Raw genomic sequence first — 17,101 nt, 5'->3', positions numbered from 1 at the left:
TGTGGTAAACCCCGCCTTTTCGCAGCCGTTCAAAGGGCGTGCGGCGGATGCGCGGATCAGAACGTGTAGCTGCCGCCCAGCAGGGTCTGGAACTGCGTCTTTTGCCGCACCATCGGGCTGTCGGCCGCTTCGCCCACCAGGCGGCTGGTGCCCACCAGGCTGGTCAGGCTGAAGCGTTCGCTGGCGGCATAACTGAGGCTGACTCGGGCCGAGACGTCCTTGACGCCCGAATCCGGGTGGTATTGCGCCAACCCCGAGCGGCGCGACTGGGTGCCGTTGATGCCGAAGTAGCTGTCCATGTACTTTTCGTTGGCCCAGTTGGCGCCCACGCTGGGTGTGACGCGGACGCGGTCGCTCAGGGCGTAGGGGTACGACACCCGGGTGTTGATCAGCAGGCCGCGGTCGCGGTGCGTGACGGCCTGGGTGGCCGCGACACCGAAGACGAAGCCGCCGAGGTTGGTGGACAAGCCCAGGCGCGCGCCGATGGCGTCGGACAGGCCACCGATGCCGGGCGGAACGTCGTCTCCGCCATAGCCCCACATCATGTTGGCACCCGCGCTCAGGGTGAAGTTTTGCGTCTGCACGAAGTTGAAGCCGATGCCGTCTTCGGTGCGGGCGTAGAAGCGGCCGATTTGCGCGTTGACGATGGGGATGGTGCGGCCCTTGTATTCGTCCGCCCCTTCGTAGCGTGGCATGGCCGATACGCCGACGCCCAGCGTGACGCGATCATCGGCCTGCGCCGCCCCCGACAGGGAGACCAGGCCCAGCAGGGCCGCGGCGAAGCCGCCGCGCAGCACACGGGGCGCGCGTCAAACCCCGGGGGTCTGCGCCGTGTGGGCGGCCTGGGCCGGATGCGGCAGGTGCCGCAGGTGGCGGAAGAAATTGAGTATCCAGTTGCCCATGACCAGGTTGTCCACGGGCAGCCTGAGGCTGTGCAGGGCCGCCTGCCGACGCTCGTGGGAGATCCGGTCCTGGCGCAGCAGGACGAGGTCTTCGAGGTAGGCGCGAGTGAATTCGGGGTGGCCTTGCAGGCCCAGGCAGGTGTCGCCCACCTGCATCATGTAGATGGGGCAAAAACCGTTGCGCGCCAGCACGCGCCCTTGGGGTGGTAGTTCGGCGACCTGATCCTGGTGGCTGGCCAGCAGCTGCAGCTGGTCGGATTCCCAGGGGCTCATCCAGGGCTCTTGCTGTTCGATGGTGGTCGTGTAGGCCCCCAGGCCCCAGCCCAGCGGGCTGCGCTCGACCTGGCCGCCCAGCGCCTTGGCCATCAGCTGGTGGCCGAAGCAGATGCCCACCAGCGGACGGCGCGCCTGTGCCAGCGTACGGATAAAGGTGGCCAGGTATTCGATCCAGTCGGCGTCGTCGTTGGCGCCGCATTTTGAGCCGGTGGTGATCCAGCCGTCGAAGCCTTCGGTGCGATCCGGCATCTGGCCCTGGTGGCAGGCGAAAACCTGGAATTCGGTGCGCGGGTCAACCGCCCGCAGCAGGGCCTGGATCATGTCCGGGTAGTTGCCGTGCCGCTCGATGAGGGCGGGCGCGACGTCGTCGCATTGCAGTAAGCCGATTTTCATGGTGACGTGTGCTTGTGAGCCCGGAGCCTGCCGCGCCGCCCCCCGCGCCGCCGGGACGGGCGAGCGGGTTGCCGGGCGCGTGTGGCTCAGTAGCCTTCGAATTCTTCGGTGCGGATGTTGTCTTCGTCGGCACCGATCTCGACCAGCAGCGCGCGCATGGCTTTCACCATGCCCTCGGGGCCGGAGAGATAGAAGCGCGACGTGTCGAGCTTGGACACGTGGCGCCGGACGATGTCGGCGTTGACGCGCCCGTGCTCGGCCCCGGACACCTGTTCGTCGGTGTAGACCGGCACGAAGGTGAAGTTGGCGTGCTGCGCGGCCAGCTGCGTGAATTCGTCGGTGTACGCGGCCTGCGCCCGGGTGCGGTTGGCATAGATGAGCGTCATCTGGTGCGCGGTTTTGTCGTGCAATGCTTGCACCACCATGCTGCGCACCGGCGTGATGCCGATGCCGCCGATGATGAAGACGGCGGGGATGGCTTCGTTCTTGTGCAGGGTGAAGTCGCCAAACGGCGCGATGAGCTTGAGCATCGTGCCGTCCGGTGTTTTCTTGAAGGCTTCTTTGAAGGGCGTGCCGCGCATGCGGGTGGCCACGACGACGTGCGGCTCGAAGGCTGCATTGACGAAGGAAAAACCGTGGATGGCGTCGTGCTTCGGGGTGCCCTCGGGGCTGGGGAGCTTGACGTCGCAGAACTGCCCGGCGCGGATGGTGAGATCCGCGGGTTTTTCCAGCGTGAATTCCATTGTGCCTTCAGCAACTTCCCGCTTGCTGATGAGCTTGACATCATAAGTCGTCATGGCTTGCCTCTTTTCAATGAAGTCGATCACGTGTTCGCGTCGTTCTCGGGCGGAACGTTGCAGACAGTATAGGTCGGAAGACGGGTGCCGGGCGGCGTGGCGCTGGTGGCAGCAGGGGTATCCGCCACCCCGCCGCCGCGTCGGATCGACAGGTCTACAATGAACCACGTCTACTTTTTCAGGCGTGCATCATGTCCCGTTCCACTCGTGACGATGCGCAGGCTTCGGCGTCGCGCATCCTGGTTCTTGGCGCAGGTTTTGCGGGCTTGTGGGCTGCCGTGGGCGCCGCGCGCCTGCTGGCGGGCACCACGCATCCGCACGGCCCCGTCGAAGTGCTGGTCGTCAACGCGCGGCCCTTCCACAGCATCCGGGTGCGCAACTACGAAGCCGATCTCGACGTCACCAAGGTGCCGCTGGCCGACGTGCTCGACCCCATCGGCGTGAAGTGGCTGCAGGCCACCGTCACCCACATCGACGTGGCGCAGCGGCAGGTCGAGGTGCAGTCGGCCGACGGTGGCACCCGGACGCTTGGCTACACCCGGCTGGTCTTTGCCCTGGGCAGTGCGCTCGTGCACCCGCCCATCCCCGGCCTGGCCGAGCATGCCCTGGATGTTGACACCTACGAGGGGGCCGTGCGGCTGCGCGAGCATCTGGCCGCGCTGCCGTCCCGGCCCGCATCGGCGGGGCGCTATACGGCGGTGGTGATCGGCGCCGGGCTCACCGGCACCGAAATCGCCGCCGAGCTGCCGGGCCGTCTGGCCGCGCTGGCGGGCGACCCCGCCCAGGTGCGCGTCGTCCTCATGGATCGCACGCCCAAGATCGCCCAGGCCATGGGCGAGGCCCAGCCGGTCATCGAAACGGCCATGGGCGCGTTGGGCGTCGAGTTGCGGCCCGATGCGCAGGTGGCGGGGGTCACGGTCAATGGGGTCGATCTCGTCGGTGGCGAACACATTGCGGCGTCCACGGTGATCTGGTGCGGCGGCATGCGGGCCAACGCGCTGACCGCGCAAATCCCCGCGGAGCACGACGAACTGGGCCGCCTGCGGGTGGATCACTGCTTGCGGGTGCGTGGGGTGGACGACGTCTTCGCCGCGGGCGACAGCGCCCGCAGCCTCATCGATGGCAAACAGCCCTCGATCATGTCCTGTCAGTATGGCCGCCCCATGGGGCGCTACGCCGGCCACAACGTGGCCGCCGACCTGCTGGGTGAACCCCTGCTGCCGCTGAACATCGACTGGTACACCACCATCGTCGATCTCGGCCCGTGGGGCGCGGTCTACACGCAGACGCGCGACCGTGTGCTGGTGGCGCAGGGCGCGCAGGCCAAGCGCACCAAGCGGCTCATCAATGGCGAACGCATCTACCCGCCGCTGAACCGCAATCCGGCGGACATCCTGCAGGCGGCGGCCCCCACGGTGCAAACGCCGCCGCCCGACGACGTGCCCGCCTGCTGACGCGGGGCTGCCCCGGGGCCGACGCCCGTCCGGCTGCCTGGCGGGCAGCCAGGCCCAGGGTGGGCAAGCGGCGCGGGCGCGCAGGTGCTCAGTCGCGGAAGTTCTGGTACTGCAGGGGCAGATCGACGTCGGTCTTGCGCAGCAGGGCAATGGCGGCCTGCAGGTCGTCGCGTTTCTTGCCCGAGACGCGCAGCTTGTCGCCGTTGATCTGCGTCTCGACCTTGATCTTGGCCTGTTTGATGGCGGCAATCAGCTTCTTGGACGTGGCCTGCTCGATGCCCTGGCGGATGGTCACTTTCTGGCGGGCGCCGCCCAGGTTTTCGAGCGGGTCGGCCAGTTCGAGGCAGCGCACGTCGATGCCGCGCGCCGCCAGGCGCCCGCGCAGGATGTCCAGCATCTGCTTGAGCTGGAAGGCGCTGGGCGCCGATTGGTTGACCACGTAGCCGTCCAGTTCGAACTTGGCCTCGGTGCCCTTGAAATCAAACCGTGTGGCGAGTTCGCGATTGGCCTGGTCAACCGCGTTGCTGAGTTCGTGCTTGTCTACTTCAGAGACCACGTCAAAGCTGGGCATAGGGAATCCTGGTGCGTGAAACGAGACCTTGATTGTAGGCGTTGTCGGTGCGCGGCACCCGCTACAGGGCGCGCAGCACCATGTACAGCGCCGTGCCCGCCACGATGCTCAGCAGCGTCTGGCGCGTGCGCCATTGCAGCAGCATCACGACGGCGACCGCCAGCAGCTCTGGCCAGGGGCCGAAGGCGTGCTGGCGCGCCTGGCCCGCCAGCGTATCGACCAGCAACAGCACCATGATCGACAGGGGCAGCGTGTCGCCCAGCTTTTGCACCAGCGCGTGGCGCCGCAGCCAGTGACCCGCGATGAAGGGTAGGGCGCGCAGGCCCAGCGTGACGGCGCCCATGAGCAGGATCGTGATGAGGACGTAATCGGTGTCAGTCATGGGGCTTGCCTGTGCGCGTCGGCGCGTGGGACGTGGTGGCGGGCTGGGCTGGCGCGGGCCGCAGGGCCGCCGCCAGCACGCTCAGGCCGATGGCCAGGGCCAGGGCTTGCCGGGGGAACACCAGCAGGGCCAGGGCGTAGGCGCCCAGCGCCACCCAGACGGGCAGCAGGTCGCGGCGCGCGCGCCATTGTTCGATGGTGAGCACAGCAAAGAGCGCCGCCAGGACGAAGTCGAGCCCGGCGAAACTGATCTGTACGCGCGCGCCGAGCGCCGCCCCGAGCAGGGTGCCCAGCACCCACCAGCCCTGGTTCAGGGCGCAGACCAGGGCCATGTGCCGCGTGCGCTGCTGCACGGGCAGCGCGGTCAGCACGGAATAGGTTTCGTCGGTCAGTGCGAAGATGCTGTACCAGCGCCGCCAGCGGGAGGCGGGCATGTGGTTGAGCAGCGACAGGCCATAGAAAACGTGGCGCAGGTTGAGAACGACCGTGGCCAGGACGATGGCGCTCACGGGCAGCCCCGCGGCCAGCATGGGCACCATCATGAATTGCGCCGCCCCGGCATAGACGAGCAGGCTGGCGGCAATGGCCAGCCAGGCGGCGCCGCCCGCCTGTACGAAGAGAAAACCGAACACGGCGCCCAGGGGGATGTAGCCCATGGCGACCGGCGCGGTCAGGCTGGGAATCGAAAACGTGGCGGGGCTGGATCGAGGCATGGTGCGGGCGGGAAATCCGGTGGGGGCGGTCTGCGGATGAGGGCATGACGAGCGTATTGTAAGTGCCCGCACCACCGGCTGCCGGGCCATGGTCGCGTGGCGCCGCGTTCACGTCGTCAAACAGCTAGTACGAAGTGTTTCAACTCTGCAATACTATGTCATTTGTCTGATCTGGCTTGCTGATGGTCCGCACATGGCTGTTTTGTTGAATCTCGACCCTGGCACGCTCCTGGTGGTAGAAGCCTTCGTACTGTTCATGCTGGGCTGCCTCACCTGTCTGGCGGCCTTCCAGGGACAACGCGACCGCCCCTTGCTCTGGACGGCTGCGGGCATGTGGATGGCCTGCCTGGGCTTTTTGCTGGGGGTGGTGCGCACGCGCCCCGGGCTGTTCGCCTTCTCGATCGTTCTTGCCAACTTCCTTCTCATCACCAGCCATGCTTGTCTGTGGGTCAGCTTGCGGGTGTTTCGTGGGCGTCCCGCGCCCTGGCGCTGGCTGGGGCTGGGGGGCCTGGTCTGGCTGGCACTGTGCCAGTGGCCCTTTTTTCTGGCCGAGCCCCAGTGGCGGGTGGTCGCGTATTCCGCGCTCTCCCTGGGGTATCTCGTGGCGGGACTGCTGGCCATCTGGCCCGAATGGCGCCGCGATCCCGTCACTGTCACGCCGGTGCTGGTGTTCCTGGGCGAACACGCCGTGTTCTACTTCTGGCGGGCGTTGCCCATACCCCTGAAAGGGGCGCTGTGGCAGAGCTGGCCTGATTTTTCCCTGGTCATGGTCGAAGGGCTGTTTTTTTCGATCTGCCTGGCGTTCGGCATCCTGATGCTGGTGCGTGCGCGGGCCGAGCAAAAATACCGTCATGCGGCCTTGCACGATACGCTGACCAGCCTGCCCAACCGGCGTGCCCTGTTCGAGCAGGGCGCGGCGCTGCTCGAACAGACGCACCAGGAAGGCGGCGAGGTGTCCCTGCTCATGTGCGATCTCGACTGGTTCAAGCAGGTCAACGACCGGCACGGCCACGAAGCGGGCGACCGGGTGCTCGTCCGCTTTGCCCAGGTGCTGCTGCAGACCGCCCGCGAAGGTGATCTCTGCGCGCGCCTGGGGGGCGAAGAGTTCGTGGTCGTCACCGCCAATCTGGGCCCCCTGGGGGCACAAGATCTTGCCGCACGCATCCGTTATCGCCTGGCCGGGCAGGCCGCGCGTTTTCCGTGCCCGCTGACGGTGAGCGTCGGCGTGTCCTGCTCGCGCGACGTAGGCTACGATCTCGACCGCCTGCTGGCGCGGGCCGATCAGGCCTTGTACGCCGCCAAGACCGCCGGGCGCGATTGCGTCAGGATCTGGTCGCAGGGCGGCCCCGAGCCCGACCCGTCCTCAACCCCCGTATCCCGCAGCCGCCTGGGGCGTTTTCCCGAGCATCCAGTCGATGCCTGATTCGCCGTGGGCTTGCAGCCAGTCGTTGGCCTGACGGAAATGGCCGCAGCCGATGAAGGGCCGTGGCGGACGCAGCGCCGAGAGCGGCGAGGGGTGGTTGGCCATCAATACTTCGACCGGGCCCGCCGGGGGCTGCAGCTGCAGCAGCTGGCGGCGCGCCTGCGCGTGGCTGCCCCAGAGCAGCAGCACCTTGGGCCGGGCTTCGCGCAAGACGCGCATGATGAGGGCGTCGGTGACGTGCTCCCAGCCCTGCTTGGCGTGCGAGGCGGGCTGGTGCGCCTCGACGGTGAGCGAGGTGTTCAGCAGCAGCACCCCCTGGCGCGCCCAGCGCACCAGGCTGTTGCGCGGCGGTGCGGCGGGCTCGCCGTATTCGAGCGCCAGTTCTTTGAACATGTTGCGCAGGCTGGGCGGCGTGGGGCAGAAGCTGGGCACTGAAAACGCCAGGCCCTGCGCCTGGTTGGGGCCGTGGTAGGGGTCTTGGCCCACGATCACCACCTGTACCGACTCGGGGGGTGTTTCCAGCAGCGCCCGGAAGGGGCGCAGCGGGTAGATTTCGGCGCCCGCGGCCAGCCGCTGCGCCAGCATGGCGTCCAGCTTGCGCAAGATGCCCTGCAGGTGCGGGGCTTGCAAGGCGTCGCGCCAGGCGTCGGGCAGCGTGTCGATCTGGGTCTGGAGCGAGCCCTGGAAGGCGTTTTGCGCGGGTGAGTCTGACATCGTATCGGGTTCAGCCGGTCAGGGTAGTGACGAAGCGCCGCGTGCGGGCGTCCCGCGGCTGCGTGAACAGCGCCTGCGAGGGGCCCGCTTCGACGATGGCGCCATCTTCCAGAAACACCGTCTGGCGCGCCACCTGCGAGGCCAGGCGCAGGTCGTGCGTGGCCATCAGCATGGTCATGCCTTCGCTGGCCAGATCGCTGAGCACGGCCACCACTTCGGCGGCCAGGCCGGGGTCGAGCGCCGAGGTGGGTTCGTCGCACAACAGCACCTGTGGCTCGGGCGCCAGGGCGCGGGCGATGGCCACGCGCTGTTGCTGGCCGCCCGACAGGCTGGCGGGCCAGGCGTCGGCCTTGTCGCGCAAGCCCACTTTGTCGAGCAGCTCGCGGGCGCGCGCCCGGGCGCGTTCGCGCGGCCAGCGCTTGACCGTGACGAGCCCTTCCATCACGTTCTGGATGGCGGTCAGGTGCGGAAACAGCTGGAAATTCTGGAACACCATGCCGGTCTGCTGGCGGATGCGCTGCACGGCGTGGCGCTCGGGGTGCCGCCCCGGCGTGAAGCGCAGGGTCTCGGCGCCGATGGTGAGCTCGCCCGAGTCGGGCGTCTCGAGCAGGTTGACGCAGCGCAGCAGCGTGCTTTTGCCGCTGCCCGAAGGCCCGATGAGTGCCGTGACCTGCCCCTCGGGGATGGTGACGCTGACGCTTTTCAGCACCTCGTGCGTGCCGAAGTGCTTGCGGATGTCGTGCAGGTGGATCATCGCTGGCCCTCGGAAAAAACCGCGTGCTGGCTGAAATAGCGTTCGAGGCGGGTTTGCGCGGCTGACAGGAACGAGCACAGCACCAGGTAGATGAGGGCGGCCTCGGTATAGAGCACCAGCGGTTCGTAGGTGACCGAGGCGATGCGTTGTGCGGCCTGGAAGATTTCGGGCACCGTGATGACGGCCGCCAGCGAGGTGTCTTTCACCAGGGCGATGAACGAATTGGCCAGTGGCGGCACGGCCACGCGGGCCGCCTGCGGCAAGATGGTGCGCCGCAGCGCCTGGGCGCGCGTCATGCTGAGTGAATAGGCGGCGTCCCACTGGCCTTTGGGGATCGCCTCGATGGCCCCGCGAATGACCTCGGCGTTGTAGGCGCCCACGTTGAGCGAGAAGCCGATGAGCGCGGCGGGCAGCGGATCGAGCACGAAGCCGATGCTGGGCAGGCCGTAGAAGATGACGAACAGCTGCACCAGCAGCGGCGTGCCGCGGATCAGCCAGATGTAAAAGCGCACCAGCAGCACCAGCGGCGTGGGGCCGAACAGGCGGATGATGGCGGCCAGGAAAGCCAGGGCCAGCCCCGCCGCGAAGGACAGGATGGCCAGGGGAACGGTGAACTGGATCCCCCCGACCAGCAGCGGCCAGAGGGATTCCGACATGAGGTGCAGCCAATCCGGCACGGTCAGGGACTCCTTTTAGATCGTGCGGCAGTATAGGCCACAGCGCGGCGCATGCCTGGGGCTCATTGCACCTTGGAGGACAGGTCTTCGCCGAAGTAGCGCTCGGAGATCGTCTTGTACGTGCCGTCGGCGCGGATGGCATCGATGGCCTTGTCGATGGCCGCCTTGAGGGCCGGCTGATCCTTGCGCATCAGCACGCCCGAGCGGCTGAATTCGGCGCTGGCGTCGGTTGCCACGACCCGCACCTTGGCCTTGGGCTGCTGCTTCTTGAAGTCGAGAAACGACAGTTCGTCGTTGACGGTGGCGTCCACCCGGCCCGAGGTGAGCAGCGCAATGGCGTCGTTGAAGCCCTGCACGGGCACCACCTCGGCGCCGTGCTGCTGCGCCAGCTTGCCGAAGTTGCTGGTGATGGTGTTGGCCGAGCGCTTGCCTTTCAGGTCGGCGAACGAGTGGATGTCCGTGTTGTTGTCGCGCACGATGAGGGCGGCTTCGGAGGAAATGTAGGGTTTGGAGAAATCGTACTTAGCTTCGCGCTCGGGGGTGATGCCCACCTGGTTGAGAACCACGTCGTAGCGATTGACGTTGAGCCCGGCGATCAGGCCGTCCCACTTGCCTTCCACGAATTTGGCCTTGACGCCCAGCTGCTTGGCGATGGCGCGCCCGATGTCCACGTCGAAGCCCACCAGCTTGTTGTCTTTCTGTTCGTGAAACGAGAAGGGCGCGTAGGTGCCCTCGGTGCCGATGCGCAGCACGCCCGCCTTCTGGATGGCGGCGAGGTCGTCGGTGGCCGCGTGGGCGGCGGGTGCCATCGATGCCAAGGGAAGCAGGGCAGCAAACAGCAGGGCTGAAAATTTCTTCATGAATAGGCCTCGATCGTCAAGTCGAAAAAGAAAGCGGCGGGCGCGGCCAGGCGGCTGGGCCTGGAACCGTGCGTGCGGCTTTCAGGTGATGACGTTATATCAACGTCACGTTTTATAGCGTTTGATTCTATCCAGTGGCGCGGCCACTCGCAAAGGTTTTCACTCTTTAAGCATATGGCGTCTGGCTATTTGACCCGCGCCATGCGTCGTGCCTGGCCGTTGCTGCTTGCGGCTGTTCCTTGCGGACGTGCCCGGCCCGGGCGGCGCAGCGGCGGCGCGTGGCCCCTTGTGGAAGGGGCCACGCTCGGGCCCGGCGCCGCCGGATGCGGATCAGAGGCGTTCCCAGATGGTCATCTCGGAGAGCGTGTGCTGGAATTTGCGCCGCGTCTCGCGGATGACGAAGGGCACGTCGGTGGGCCCCGAGAGCAGCCGGAAGTGCGGGCTGAGGTGGTCTTTGAGGCCGTCCAGCGTGGTGTAGTTTTCGGCGTCTTTCTTGAAGCCGCCCACCCAGGCCTGGCGCGGTGTGTGTTCTTCGAGCCAGGTGTAGGGCGAGGCGATGATGAGCAGCCCGCCCTGGACGACGCGCGTGTGGATGTCGTCGAGAAAGCGCGCCGGGTCGTACAGGCGGTCGATGAGGTTGGCCGCCAGCACCAGGTCGTAGCCGGTGAACTGCGGCTTCAGGTTGCAGGCATCGCCCTGGTAGAACTCGACGCGCGCAATGGTGTCTTCCAGGCCCAGGTCGCGCAGGCTGCGCGCCTTGTACGAAACGAGGTCGCCTTCGTCGGTGAGCGTGTAGCGCAGCTGCCCGGTCTGGATGAGCTGCACGCCCTGGTTGATGAAGCGGGCCGAAAAATCGACGCCCGTGACGTGCTCGAAGGCCTTGGCCAGCTCGAAGGTGGCGCGCCCCGAGGCGCAGCCCAGGTCAAGCGCGCGGCGCCTTGGCCGGTCGCCCAAGGCGGCCAGGGCGTGCCGCGCCAGGGCCTGCGAGAAGTTGTCCACGCCAAAGTAGGTGTCGCCGTAGTGGAACTCAGCGTACTCGGACATGAGCTTGTCGGTTTCGTAGTAGGCGGCGGGGGCTTCGGCGGGCGCATGCGATACGACGTAGCGCAGGCCCGCGTGCTGGAAGAAGTGGCGCCGGAAGGCATAGCGCGAGGCGCGCACGGCCTCGTTGCCGCAGGAAATCCACGAGCCGCCTTTCATGAGGTTGTGGCGACCATCGAAGGTGGGCGTGGTGAAATCGTCGTAGATGGGGTGGACGTCGAAGCCGTTGAAGGGGTAGGTGGGGGTTTCCGTCCATTGCCACACATTGCCCACGACGTCGAAGCAGTCGCCTTGCTGGTACAGATTGACCGGGCAGGACGAGGCGCCGTGGTCGAGGTGCAGGTTGGCGTTGCATGGCTCGTCGCCAGGGTCTTTGAGGCCCGCGGTGTCGTACAGCCGATACCACTCGTCTTCGGTCGGCAGGCGCACCGGCTGGCCGGTTTCGGCGGCCTTCCAGTTGCAGAAGGCCTTGGCTTCGAGGTAGTTGACCTCGACCGGCCAGGCCCAGGGCATGGGGATTTCACCGGTCATCAGGCGCAGATACCAGCCCTGCGTCTTTTTGATCCAGAACGTGGGGTGTTCGGCGTGACTGTAGGCGAGCCACTGCTGGCCTTCTTCTGTCCAGTCGCGGTGGTTGCGGTAGCCGCCCGCCTCGACGAAGGCGAGGAATTCCTGGTTGCTGACGAGATAGCGGCTGGCCTGGAAGGATTCGACCTGCGCCGTATGGCTGCCGTATTCGTTGTCCCAGCCGTACTGCGGGTCGTTGTAGGCCTTGCCCACCTGGACGGCGCCCGCGGGCACGCGCACGAGCGCGTTGTCGGGGGCGGCCGCTTGCGTGTCGCCGCGCGGTTCCCAGCCAGCGGCGGGACGCACGTATTTCAGGGCGTGCTGGCGGATGAGCACCGACGAGGTCTCGATGTGGATGCGTTCGTGCTCGACGCCCATGATGATGGCCCACCAGGGGTTCTGCCAGTCGATGGGCGAGGTGAGTGGCGCGTGGTCGATGAGGTCGCAGACCAGGGCGCGCACGCGGTCGCGGTAGGCCTGCACTTCGGCCACCGAGGGCCATTCGTAGTGCGCGTCGTCCAGGTCGTCCCAGCTCATTTCGTCCACCCCCACGGCGAACACCGATTCGAGGTGCTGGTCGAGGCGCTGGTCGATGAGCCGGGTGAGCAGCAGCTTGTTGACGAAGAACGTGGCCGTGTGGCCGAAATAGAAGATGAGCGGATGGCGCAGCGCGATGGGCTTGACGTAGTACGCCTCGTCGCTGGCCAGACACTGGAAGAGCGATTCGTAGCGGTCGAAGGTTTCGAGAAAATACTGCCGCAGCGTGGCGCGCAGGCGCTGGGTGTCGGGCTCGGCCAGGTTGGGCGTGCGCATGAACCGTTCGGACGGTTGTGCGGCAAGTGATCGTGAAGTGGCGGTAGATGACATGATCGGTATCCGGACGGGGCGGCAGGGGGAAGAACGGGGCGAACGCTTTAGGCTACCACGGCAGTCCATTGCTCGCGCAGATGGCCTTTCCCATGCATAATTCATGAATTGACGTTTCGTAATATCTTGTACGAAATAAAGCGGGGCTGGCGGTCGCAAGGGCGCCCAGCCCCTCGTTGCTTTGGATGCTGCATCGCCCGGATACGTTTCATTGCCCGGATACCCGGATACGTCCCACAGGAGCCATCAAGAGAAATGAGGTCGCTGGTTTGTGCATGGCTGTTCCCGTTTGCCGGGCGATGTCCCGGGCCAGGGCCCGTGGGCGGCGTGGCGCACGGCCTGCACGAGGCTCGTGCGGCCCTGGTGCTGCTGTTCGCCTGTCTGCTGCTGGTGGCCGGGCTGGCCCGCGCCGCCGTGGCGGTGTCGGACGTCGACCCGTTGGCGGCGGGTGCGCCGGGCGCCGATTGCCCGTCCATCCCGCTGTCGGGCGAGCAGCCCGACATCGCCTCTTTGCCCGGCCTGTGCTTCGTGCAGGACGATGCGCGCGCGCTGGGCCCGGCCGATCTGCTCGAAGGCCGCCAGGCGCGCGAGCGCCGGGATGCCGACCAGCTGGTGTTCACGCACACCCGGGCGGCCTACTGGGTCTACGTGCCGCTGCGCAACACCGAAGCCGTGCAGCGCAGCTGGTATCTGCAGCTCGACTATCCCCTGCTGGACGAGGTGGACTTCTGGGTCTACGACCTGGGGCGCCCCACGCAGCCGCGGCCCCGGCCAGTGCTGCTGGACGTACAGCGCATGGGCGATCAACGGCCTTTTCTGGCGCGGCCCGTGCGCCACCGCCTGTTTCTGCTGCCGCTGCACTTCGCCCCGTACCAGACGCTGGGGGTGGTGCTGCGCGTGCACAGCAGCGGCGCCATCAACATCCCGCTCTCGCTGCACACCGCCGAGTCGGCCATCGAGGGCACGCAAGACCATAGTCTGGCTCAGGGTATGTTCATGGGCGCCATGCTGCTGCTGGCGCTGTTCAACATCACCCTGTTTCTGCGCCTGCGCCTGCCCCAGCCGTTCTTCAACGCGGCCTACATCGTCTGCGTGGGCCTGTTTCTCACGTCCATGTCCGGCCTCAGCTATCAATACTTGTGGCCGTGGTCGCCCTGGCTGGCCAACGTGTCCGTGCCGCTGACCGAAGTACTGGCCATTCTCAGTCTGCTGCTGTTCACGCGCCATTTCCTGGACATCGTGCCGCAGCAGTGGCCGCGCCAGATCGCACTCATCCGGCTGTTGTTCGGTCTGGGGGTCGTGCTGTTGCTGGCCAGCCTCTGGCTGCCGTATGCGCTCATGATCAAGGTGGATACGGTGTATGCCATGCTCAGCATGCTCTTCATGTTTTGCGTGGGGGTGGCGCGCCTGCGCCAGGGCGAGCGGGCCGCCCGCTGGTACGTGGTGTCGTGGCTGGTGTTCTACGCCGGTTATCTGTTCTATGGGCTGGCGGCTTTCGGCTACATTCCCGGTTTCATGGCGCAGGAACGCTGGATGCAGATCGCCCTGGGCAGCCAGATTTTCCTCCTCACCTACGCCGAGGTCATGCAGCTGCGCGACCTGCTCGACAAGGCCTTGCGGATCGAGTCCACGGCGCGCAGCTCCCTGCAGCACGAGGTGCAGCGGCGTACCGAAGACCTGCGCGCCACCATGCAGGCGCTCGAGCAGGCCAACCAGCAGCTGCGCGTGCTCACGCTGCACGATCCGCTCACCGGCCTGCTCAACCGCCGGGGGTTGGACGAGTCGCTCGAACAGCTGCTGCGTCAGCTGGGGCGCGCGCACCATGCGCTGGTGCTGGTGGTGTTCGACATCGATCACTTCAAGCACGTCAACGACCAGTTCGGCCACGATATGGGCGACGTGGTGCTCAAATGGGTGGCCGAGGTGCTGGGCAATCTGGTGCGCCGCAAGTCCGACGTGCTGGCGCGGTTTGGCGGCGAAGAGTTCGTGGTGCTGCTGCCCGCTACCGCGCAGGCCGACGCGGTGGCGCTCATCCAGCGGGTACTGGCCCATGCGCGCCACAGCCCGGTCGTGCTGCCCGATGGGCGTCAGCTGTCGATCACGCTCAGCGCGGGGCTGGCCGCGTGGGCGGTGGGGGATACCGCCCAGACGCTCTTCAAGCGGGCGGACGAGTGCCTGTACCGGGCCAAGGATGCGGGGCGCGACCGCCTCGTGGCCGCCTGACCGGACGCTTCATGGTTAAAAGTAATTAGGGATAACCCTGTTCGCATCAGGGGTAGCCCTGATGGCATTGTGTAAATAACGCACAATGAACCCTTTTACTTGCTTGAGAAGGATCAAGATGGCACGCATCGTTCTGTTTGAAAACATCCACGCCAGCGCCAAGGAAGTCTTCACGGCGGCCGGCTTCGACGAAGTCATCACGCATGCGGGCGCCTTGACGGGCGATGCCTTGCATGAGGCGTTGCAGGGCGCGCACGTGGTGGGCATCCGCTCGCGTACCCATCTCGATCAGAACGTGCTGGCCGGGCTGCCCGAACTGCGTGCCATCGGCTGTTTTTGCATCGGTACTAACCAGGTCGATCTCGAAACCGCGGCGCTGCGCGGTATCCCGGTCTTCAATGCGCCTTTCTCGAATACGCGCTCGGTGGCCGAACTGGTGCTGGGCGAAGCCATCTTGCTGCTGCGCCGCATTCCCGAAAAGAACGCCCGGGTGCACGAGGGCTTCTGGGACAAGACCGCCGATGGCGCCTTCGAGGCGCGCGGCAAGACCCTGGGCATCGTGGGCTACGGCAACATCGGCTCGCAGGTGGGCATCCTGGCCGAAGCGCTGGGCATGCGCGTGCTCTATCACGACATCGAGGCCAAACTGCCGCTGGGCAACGCCCACGCCACCAGCTCGCTGAAGAAATTCCTGGGCCAGGCCGACGTCATCACCCTGCACGTGCCTGGCGGCAAAGATACCAGCAACCTCATGGACGCCGACGCCATCGCCGCCATGAAGCCGGGCAGCATCCTCATCAACGCCTCGCGCGGCACCGTGGTCGACATCCCGGCCCTGCAGCGCGCCCTCAAGTCCGGCCATCTCTCGGGGGCGGCCATCGACGTCTTCCCCACCGAACCCAAGAGCCGCGACGAAGGCCTGGACAGCCCCTTGCGCGGCATGCAGAACGTCCTGCTCACGCCCCACATCGGCGGCAGCACGCAAGAATCGCAAGAAAACATCGGGCGTGAAGTGGCCGAGAAGCTCAAGCGCTTCATCAGCAGCGGGACGACCAAGGGGGCGGTCAACTTCCCCGAGATCTCCTACCACGAGCAGGCCGGCACGGCGCGCATCATCCACATCCACCAGAACGTGCCGGGGGCCATGGGGGCGCTGAGCAACCTCATGGGCGAGTTTGGCCTGAACATCGTCAGCCAGCAGCTGCAGACCCGTGGCAAGATCGGCTATGCCGTCACCGACGTGGACGGCGAGGTCACCGATCAGGTGGTCGAGGGGCTGCGCCGCCATCCCATCACCATCCGCTGCGACCGCGTCTGAAGCCGTCGCGCAAGGCAGGCGTGTGGCCGCTGTCGGCCACCGCCTGGCCGGGCTCGGGCACGCATCCTGTACCAGACTGTGACGCAATGACAAGACTTTGCAGGCAGCGGTAATTTTTGCGCTAATGTGCTGATTTTCCTGTAGTATATGATTTGCTGCAACGCAACAAATGAAGGTCTCGCAAGAGGCGGTCGCATGCTGTCATCGCCAGCCGGGCCTCGCAACGGAGAACCACGCATGGAAGATCTGCATCAACAGGTGCGCGACGGCCAGAAGGCCTTGCTGGCGCATGTGCATCAAGTCCAGTTCCTGTTTCTGGACGGCTTTGAAAAATGGGTCAGCCTCAACCTCCAGGCGGTGCGCAGCCGCCTCGACGATGCCTCCGGCCAGGCCGGTGCCGCGGAAAACGAGGCCAACCCCCTGGCCCGGCTCACGCACCGCTGGCAGCACCAGCTGGATCGCACCCTGGCGTATGGCCATCAGCTGGGCGAAATCATCGAAGGCGTGCAATCGGGCTTGCGCGAGCTGAGCCTGAGCGAACTCGAGCGCTTCCAGCACCCGGCCGTCGGTACGCCCGCTGCATCGGTCAAGGCGCCGGTCAAGGTGTCGGTCACGCCGACCAAGGTGCCTGCTGTGCCGACCAAGGCCTCCGCCAAAGCGGCTCCGACAGCTTCAGGCAAGCCATCCGCCAAGGCCACGCCGGTCGCGTCGAAGTCGAAACCAACTTCCGCCAAGGCAGCCTCGGCCGTATCGCGCCGGACGGCGGCCAAGACGGCACCGGGCAAGTCGCCCGCCAAGGCCATCAGCCCCGCCGCCAAGGCGTCTGGCTCCGCTGCGGGGGTGCTTGCCGCCGCGCCGTCGGCGCCTGTCCCCGCAGTGGGCAAGCCGGTTGCGCAGGCGCCCGTGTCGGCCCAAGCAACCCCGCCGGTGCGTGCGTCGGTTCCGTCAGCTGCCACCCGGGCATCCACGTTGGCTGTCCAGGCGCCTGCACCGGCGCCAGTGGCCGCGTCGGCGCCCGTATCCGCCGCTGATTCCGCTTCTGTCGAGTCGCAGCCCGTCAACGTCATCGGCCATCTCGTGGCCCAGACGACACCCGCTGCGGTGGGTGCCAAAGCGGCGCCTGTTCCGGCTGATACCAAAGCATCGCGCTCATAGGTCGGGCGGGCAGTC

Annotated in this window: 16 protein-coding genes; 5 read left to right on the top strand and 11 right to left on the bottom strand. The window is 66.6% G+C overall.

Features of this window, described 5'->3' with window-relative positions; all coding sequences use genetic code 11:
- Positions 1–56: 56 nt before the first annotated feature.
- The 3 genes from CCA01S_RS13315 to CCA01S_RS13305 form a co-directional block, all read right to left on the bottom strand.
- The gene (locus CCA01S_RS13315) at positions 57–797 is read right to left on the bottom strand and encodes a MipA/OmpV family protein (protein ID WP_066459314.1); all 741 of its coding nucleotides are present in this window, start codon (positions 795–797) and stop codon (positions 57–59) included.
- A gap of 12 nt (positions 798–809) precedes the next feature.
- Positions 810–1,571: a glutamine amidotransferase-related protein gene (locus CCA01S_RS13310; RefSeq protein WP_066459313.1), complete on the bottom strand. Its 762-nt coding sequence runs from the start codon at positions 1,569–1,571 to the stop codon at positions 810–812.
- An 86-nt stretch (positions 1,572–1,657) separates the two neighbouring features.
- Positions 1,658–2,368: an FAD-dependent oxidoreductase gene (locus CCA01S_RS13305; protein ID WP_066459312.1), complete on the bottom strand. Its 711-nt coding sequence runs from the start codon at positions 2,366–2,368 to the stop codon at positions 1,658–1,660.
- 191 nt (positions 2,369–2,559) lie between these two features.
- On the opposite strand from CCA01S_RS13305, the gene CCA01S_RS13300 reads away from it, so the two are divergent.
- Positions 2,560–3,822, top strand: a complete 1,263-nt coding sequence (locus CCA01S_RS13300; protein WP_066459310.1) for an NAD(P)/FAD-dependent oxidoreductase — start codon at positions 2,560–2,562, stop codon at positions 3,820–3,822.
- 88 nt (positions 3,823–3,910) lie between these two features.
- On the opposite strand, the gene CCA01S_RS13295 is transcribed toward CCA01S_RS13300, so the two are convergent.
- The 3 genes from CCA01S_RS13295 to CCA01S_RS13285 all read right to left on the bottom strand — a co-directional run bounded on the left by CCA01S_RS13295 (position 3,911) and on the right by CCA01S_RS13285 (position 5,487).
- Entirely contained in the window at positions 3,911–4,393 is a 483-nt protein-coding gene (locus tag CCA01S_RS13295) for a YajQ family cyclic di-GMP-binding protein (RefSeq protein WP_066459309.1), read from the bottom strand.
- Between the two features lie 61 nt (positions 4,394–4,454).
- Entirely contained in the window at positions 4,455–4,775 is a 321-nt protein-coding gene (locus tag CCA01S_RS13290) for a branched-chain amino acid transporter permease (protein ID WP_066459307.1), read from the bottom strand.
- Positions 4,768–5,487 (bottom strand): AzlC family ABC transporter permease, encoded by a 720-nt coding sequence (locus CCA01S_RS13285; RefSeq protein ID WP_084386764.1) that lies wholly within the window; start codon positions 5,485–5,487, stop codon positions 4,768–4,770. The genes CCA01S_RS13290 and CCA01S_RS13285 overlap by 8 nt, the downstream gene beginning before the upstream one ends.
- 193 nt (positions 5,488–5,680) lie before the next feature.
- On the opposite strand from CCA01S_RS13285, the gene CCA01S_RS13280 reads away from it, so the two are divergent.
- Complete coding sequence (locus CCA01S_RS13280; protein ID WP_146030627.1) at positions 5,681–6,910, top strand: GGDEF domain-containing protein; 1,230 nt, start codon at positions 5,681–5,683, stop codon at positions 6,908–6,910.
- Here the strand turns inward: CCA01S_RS13280 and CCA01S_RS13275 are convergent.
- The 5 genes from CCA01S_RS13275 to ovoA all read right to left on the bottom strand — a co-directional run bounded on the left by CCA01S_RS13275 (position 6,851) and on the right by ovoA (position 12,390).
- The gene (locus tag CCA01S_RS13275; RefSeq protein WP_066459303.1) at positions 6,851–7,624 is read right to left on the bottom strand and encodes a uracil-DNA glycosylase; all 774 of its coding nucleotides are present in this window, start codon (positions 7,622–7,624) and stop codon (positions 6,851–6,853) included. The genes CCA01S_RS13280 and CCA01S_RS13275 overlap by 60 nt on opposite strands.
- Before the next feature lie 10 nt (positions 7,625–7,634).
- Positions 7,635–8,378, bottom strand: coding sequence for an amino acid ABC transporter ATP-binding protein (locus CCA01S_RS13270; RefSeq protein ID WP_066459301.1), 744 nt, complete (start codon positions 8,376–8,378; stop codon positions 7,635–7,637).
- Complete coding sequence (locus CCA01S_RS13265; RefSeq protein WP_066459299.1) at positions 8,375–9,055, bottom strand: amino acid ABC transporter permease; 681 nt, start codon at positions 9,053–9,055, stop codon at positions 8,375–8,377. Before CCA01S_RS13265 ends, CCA01S_RS13270 begins: the two co-directional genes overlap by 4 nt.
- A gap of 62 nt (positions 9,056–9,117) precedes the next feature.
- Positions 9,118–9,915, bottom strand: a complete 798-nt coding sequence (locus CCA01S_RS13260) for an amino acid ABC transporter substrate-binding protein (protein WP_066459297.1) — start codon at positions 9,913–9,915, stop codon at positions 9,118–9,120.
- Positions 9,916–10,245: 330 nt separating this feature from the next.
- Positions 10,246–12,390 carry a 5-histidylcysteine sulfoxide synthase gene (gene ovoA / locus CCA01S_RS13255; protein ID WP_103035653.1) on the bottom strand — a complete coding sequence of 715 codons (2,145 nt, stop codon included), beginning with the start codon at positions 12,388–12,390 and terminating at the stop codon, positions 10,246–10,248.
- A 255-nt stretch (positions 12,391–12,645) separates the two neighbouring features.
- On the opposite strand from ovoA, the gene CCA01S_RS13250 reads away from it, so the two are divergent.
- From CCA01S_RS13250 to CCA01S_RS13240, 3 genes are all read left to right on the top strand, one after another.
- Complete coding sequence (locus CCA01S_RS13250) at positions 12,646–14,613, top strand: sensor domain-containing diguanylate cyclase (RefSeq protein WP_146030626.1); 1,968 nt, start codon at positions 12,646–12,648, stop codon at positions 14,611–14,613.
- Between the two features lie 118 nt (positions 14,614–14,731).
- Entirely contained in the window at positions 14,732–15,931 is a 1,200-nt protein-coding gene (gene serA / locus CCA01S_RS13245) for a phosphoglycerate dehydrogenase (protein WP_066459291.1), read from the top strand.
- A gap of 237 nt (positions 15,932–16,168) precedes the next feature.
- Positions 16,169–17,086, top strand: a complete 918-nt coding sequence (locus CCA01S_RS13240; RefSeq protein ID WP_066459290.1) for a phasin family protein — start codon at positions 16,169–16,171, stop codon at positions 17,084–17,086.
- Positions 17,087–17,101: the final 15 nt, after the last annotated feature.

Origin of the sequence: Castellaniella caeni NBRC 101664 (assembly GCF_001592225.1) — a bacterium.
In the GTDB taxonomy this organism is placed as follows: Bacteria; Pseudomonadota; Gammaproteobacteria; order Burkholderiales; family Burkholderiaceae_B; genus Castellaniella; species Castellaniella caeni.
This window is presented reverse-complemented; position numbering and strand designations above follow the sequence as displayed.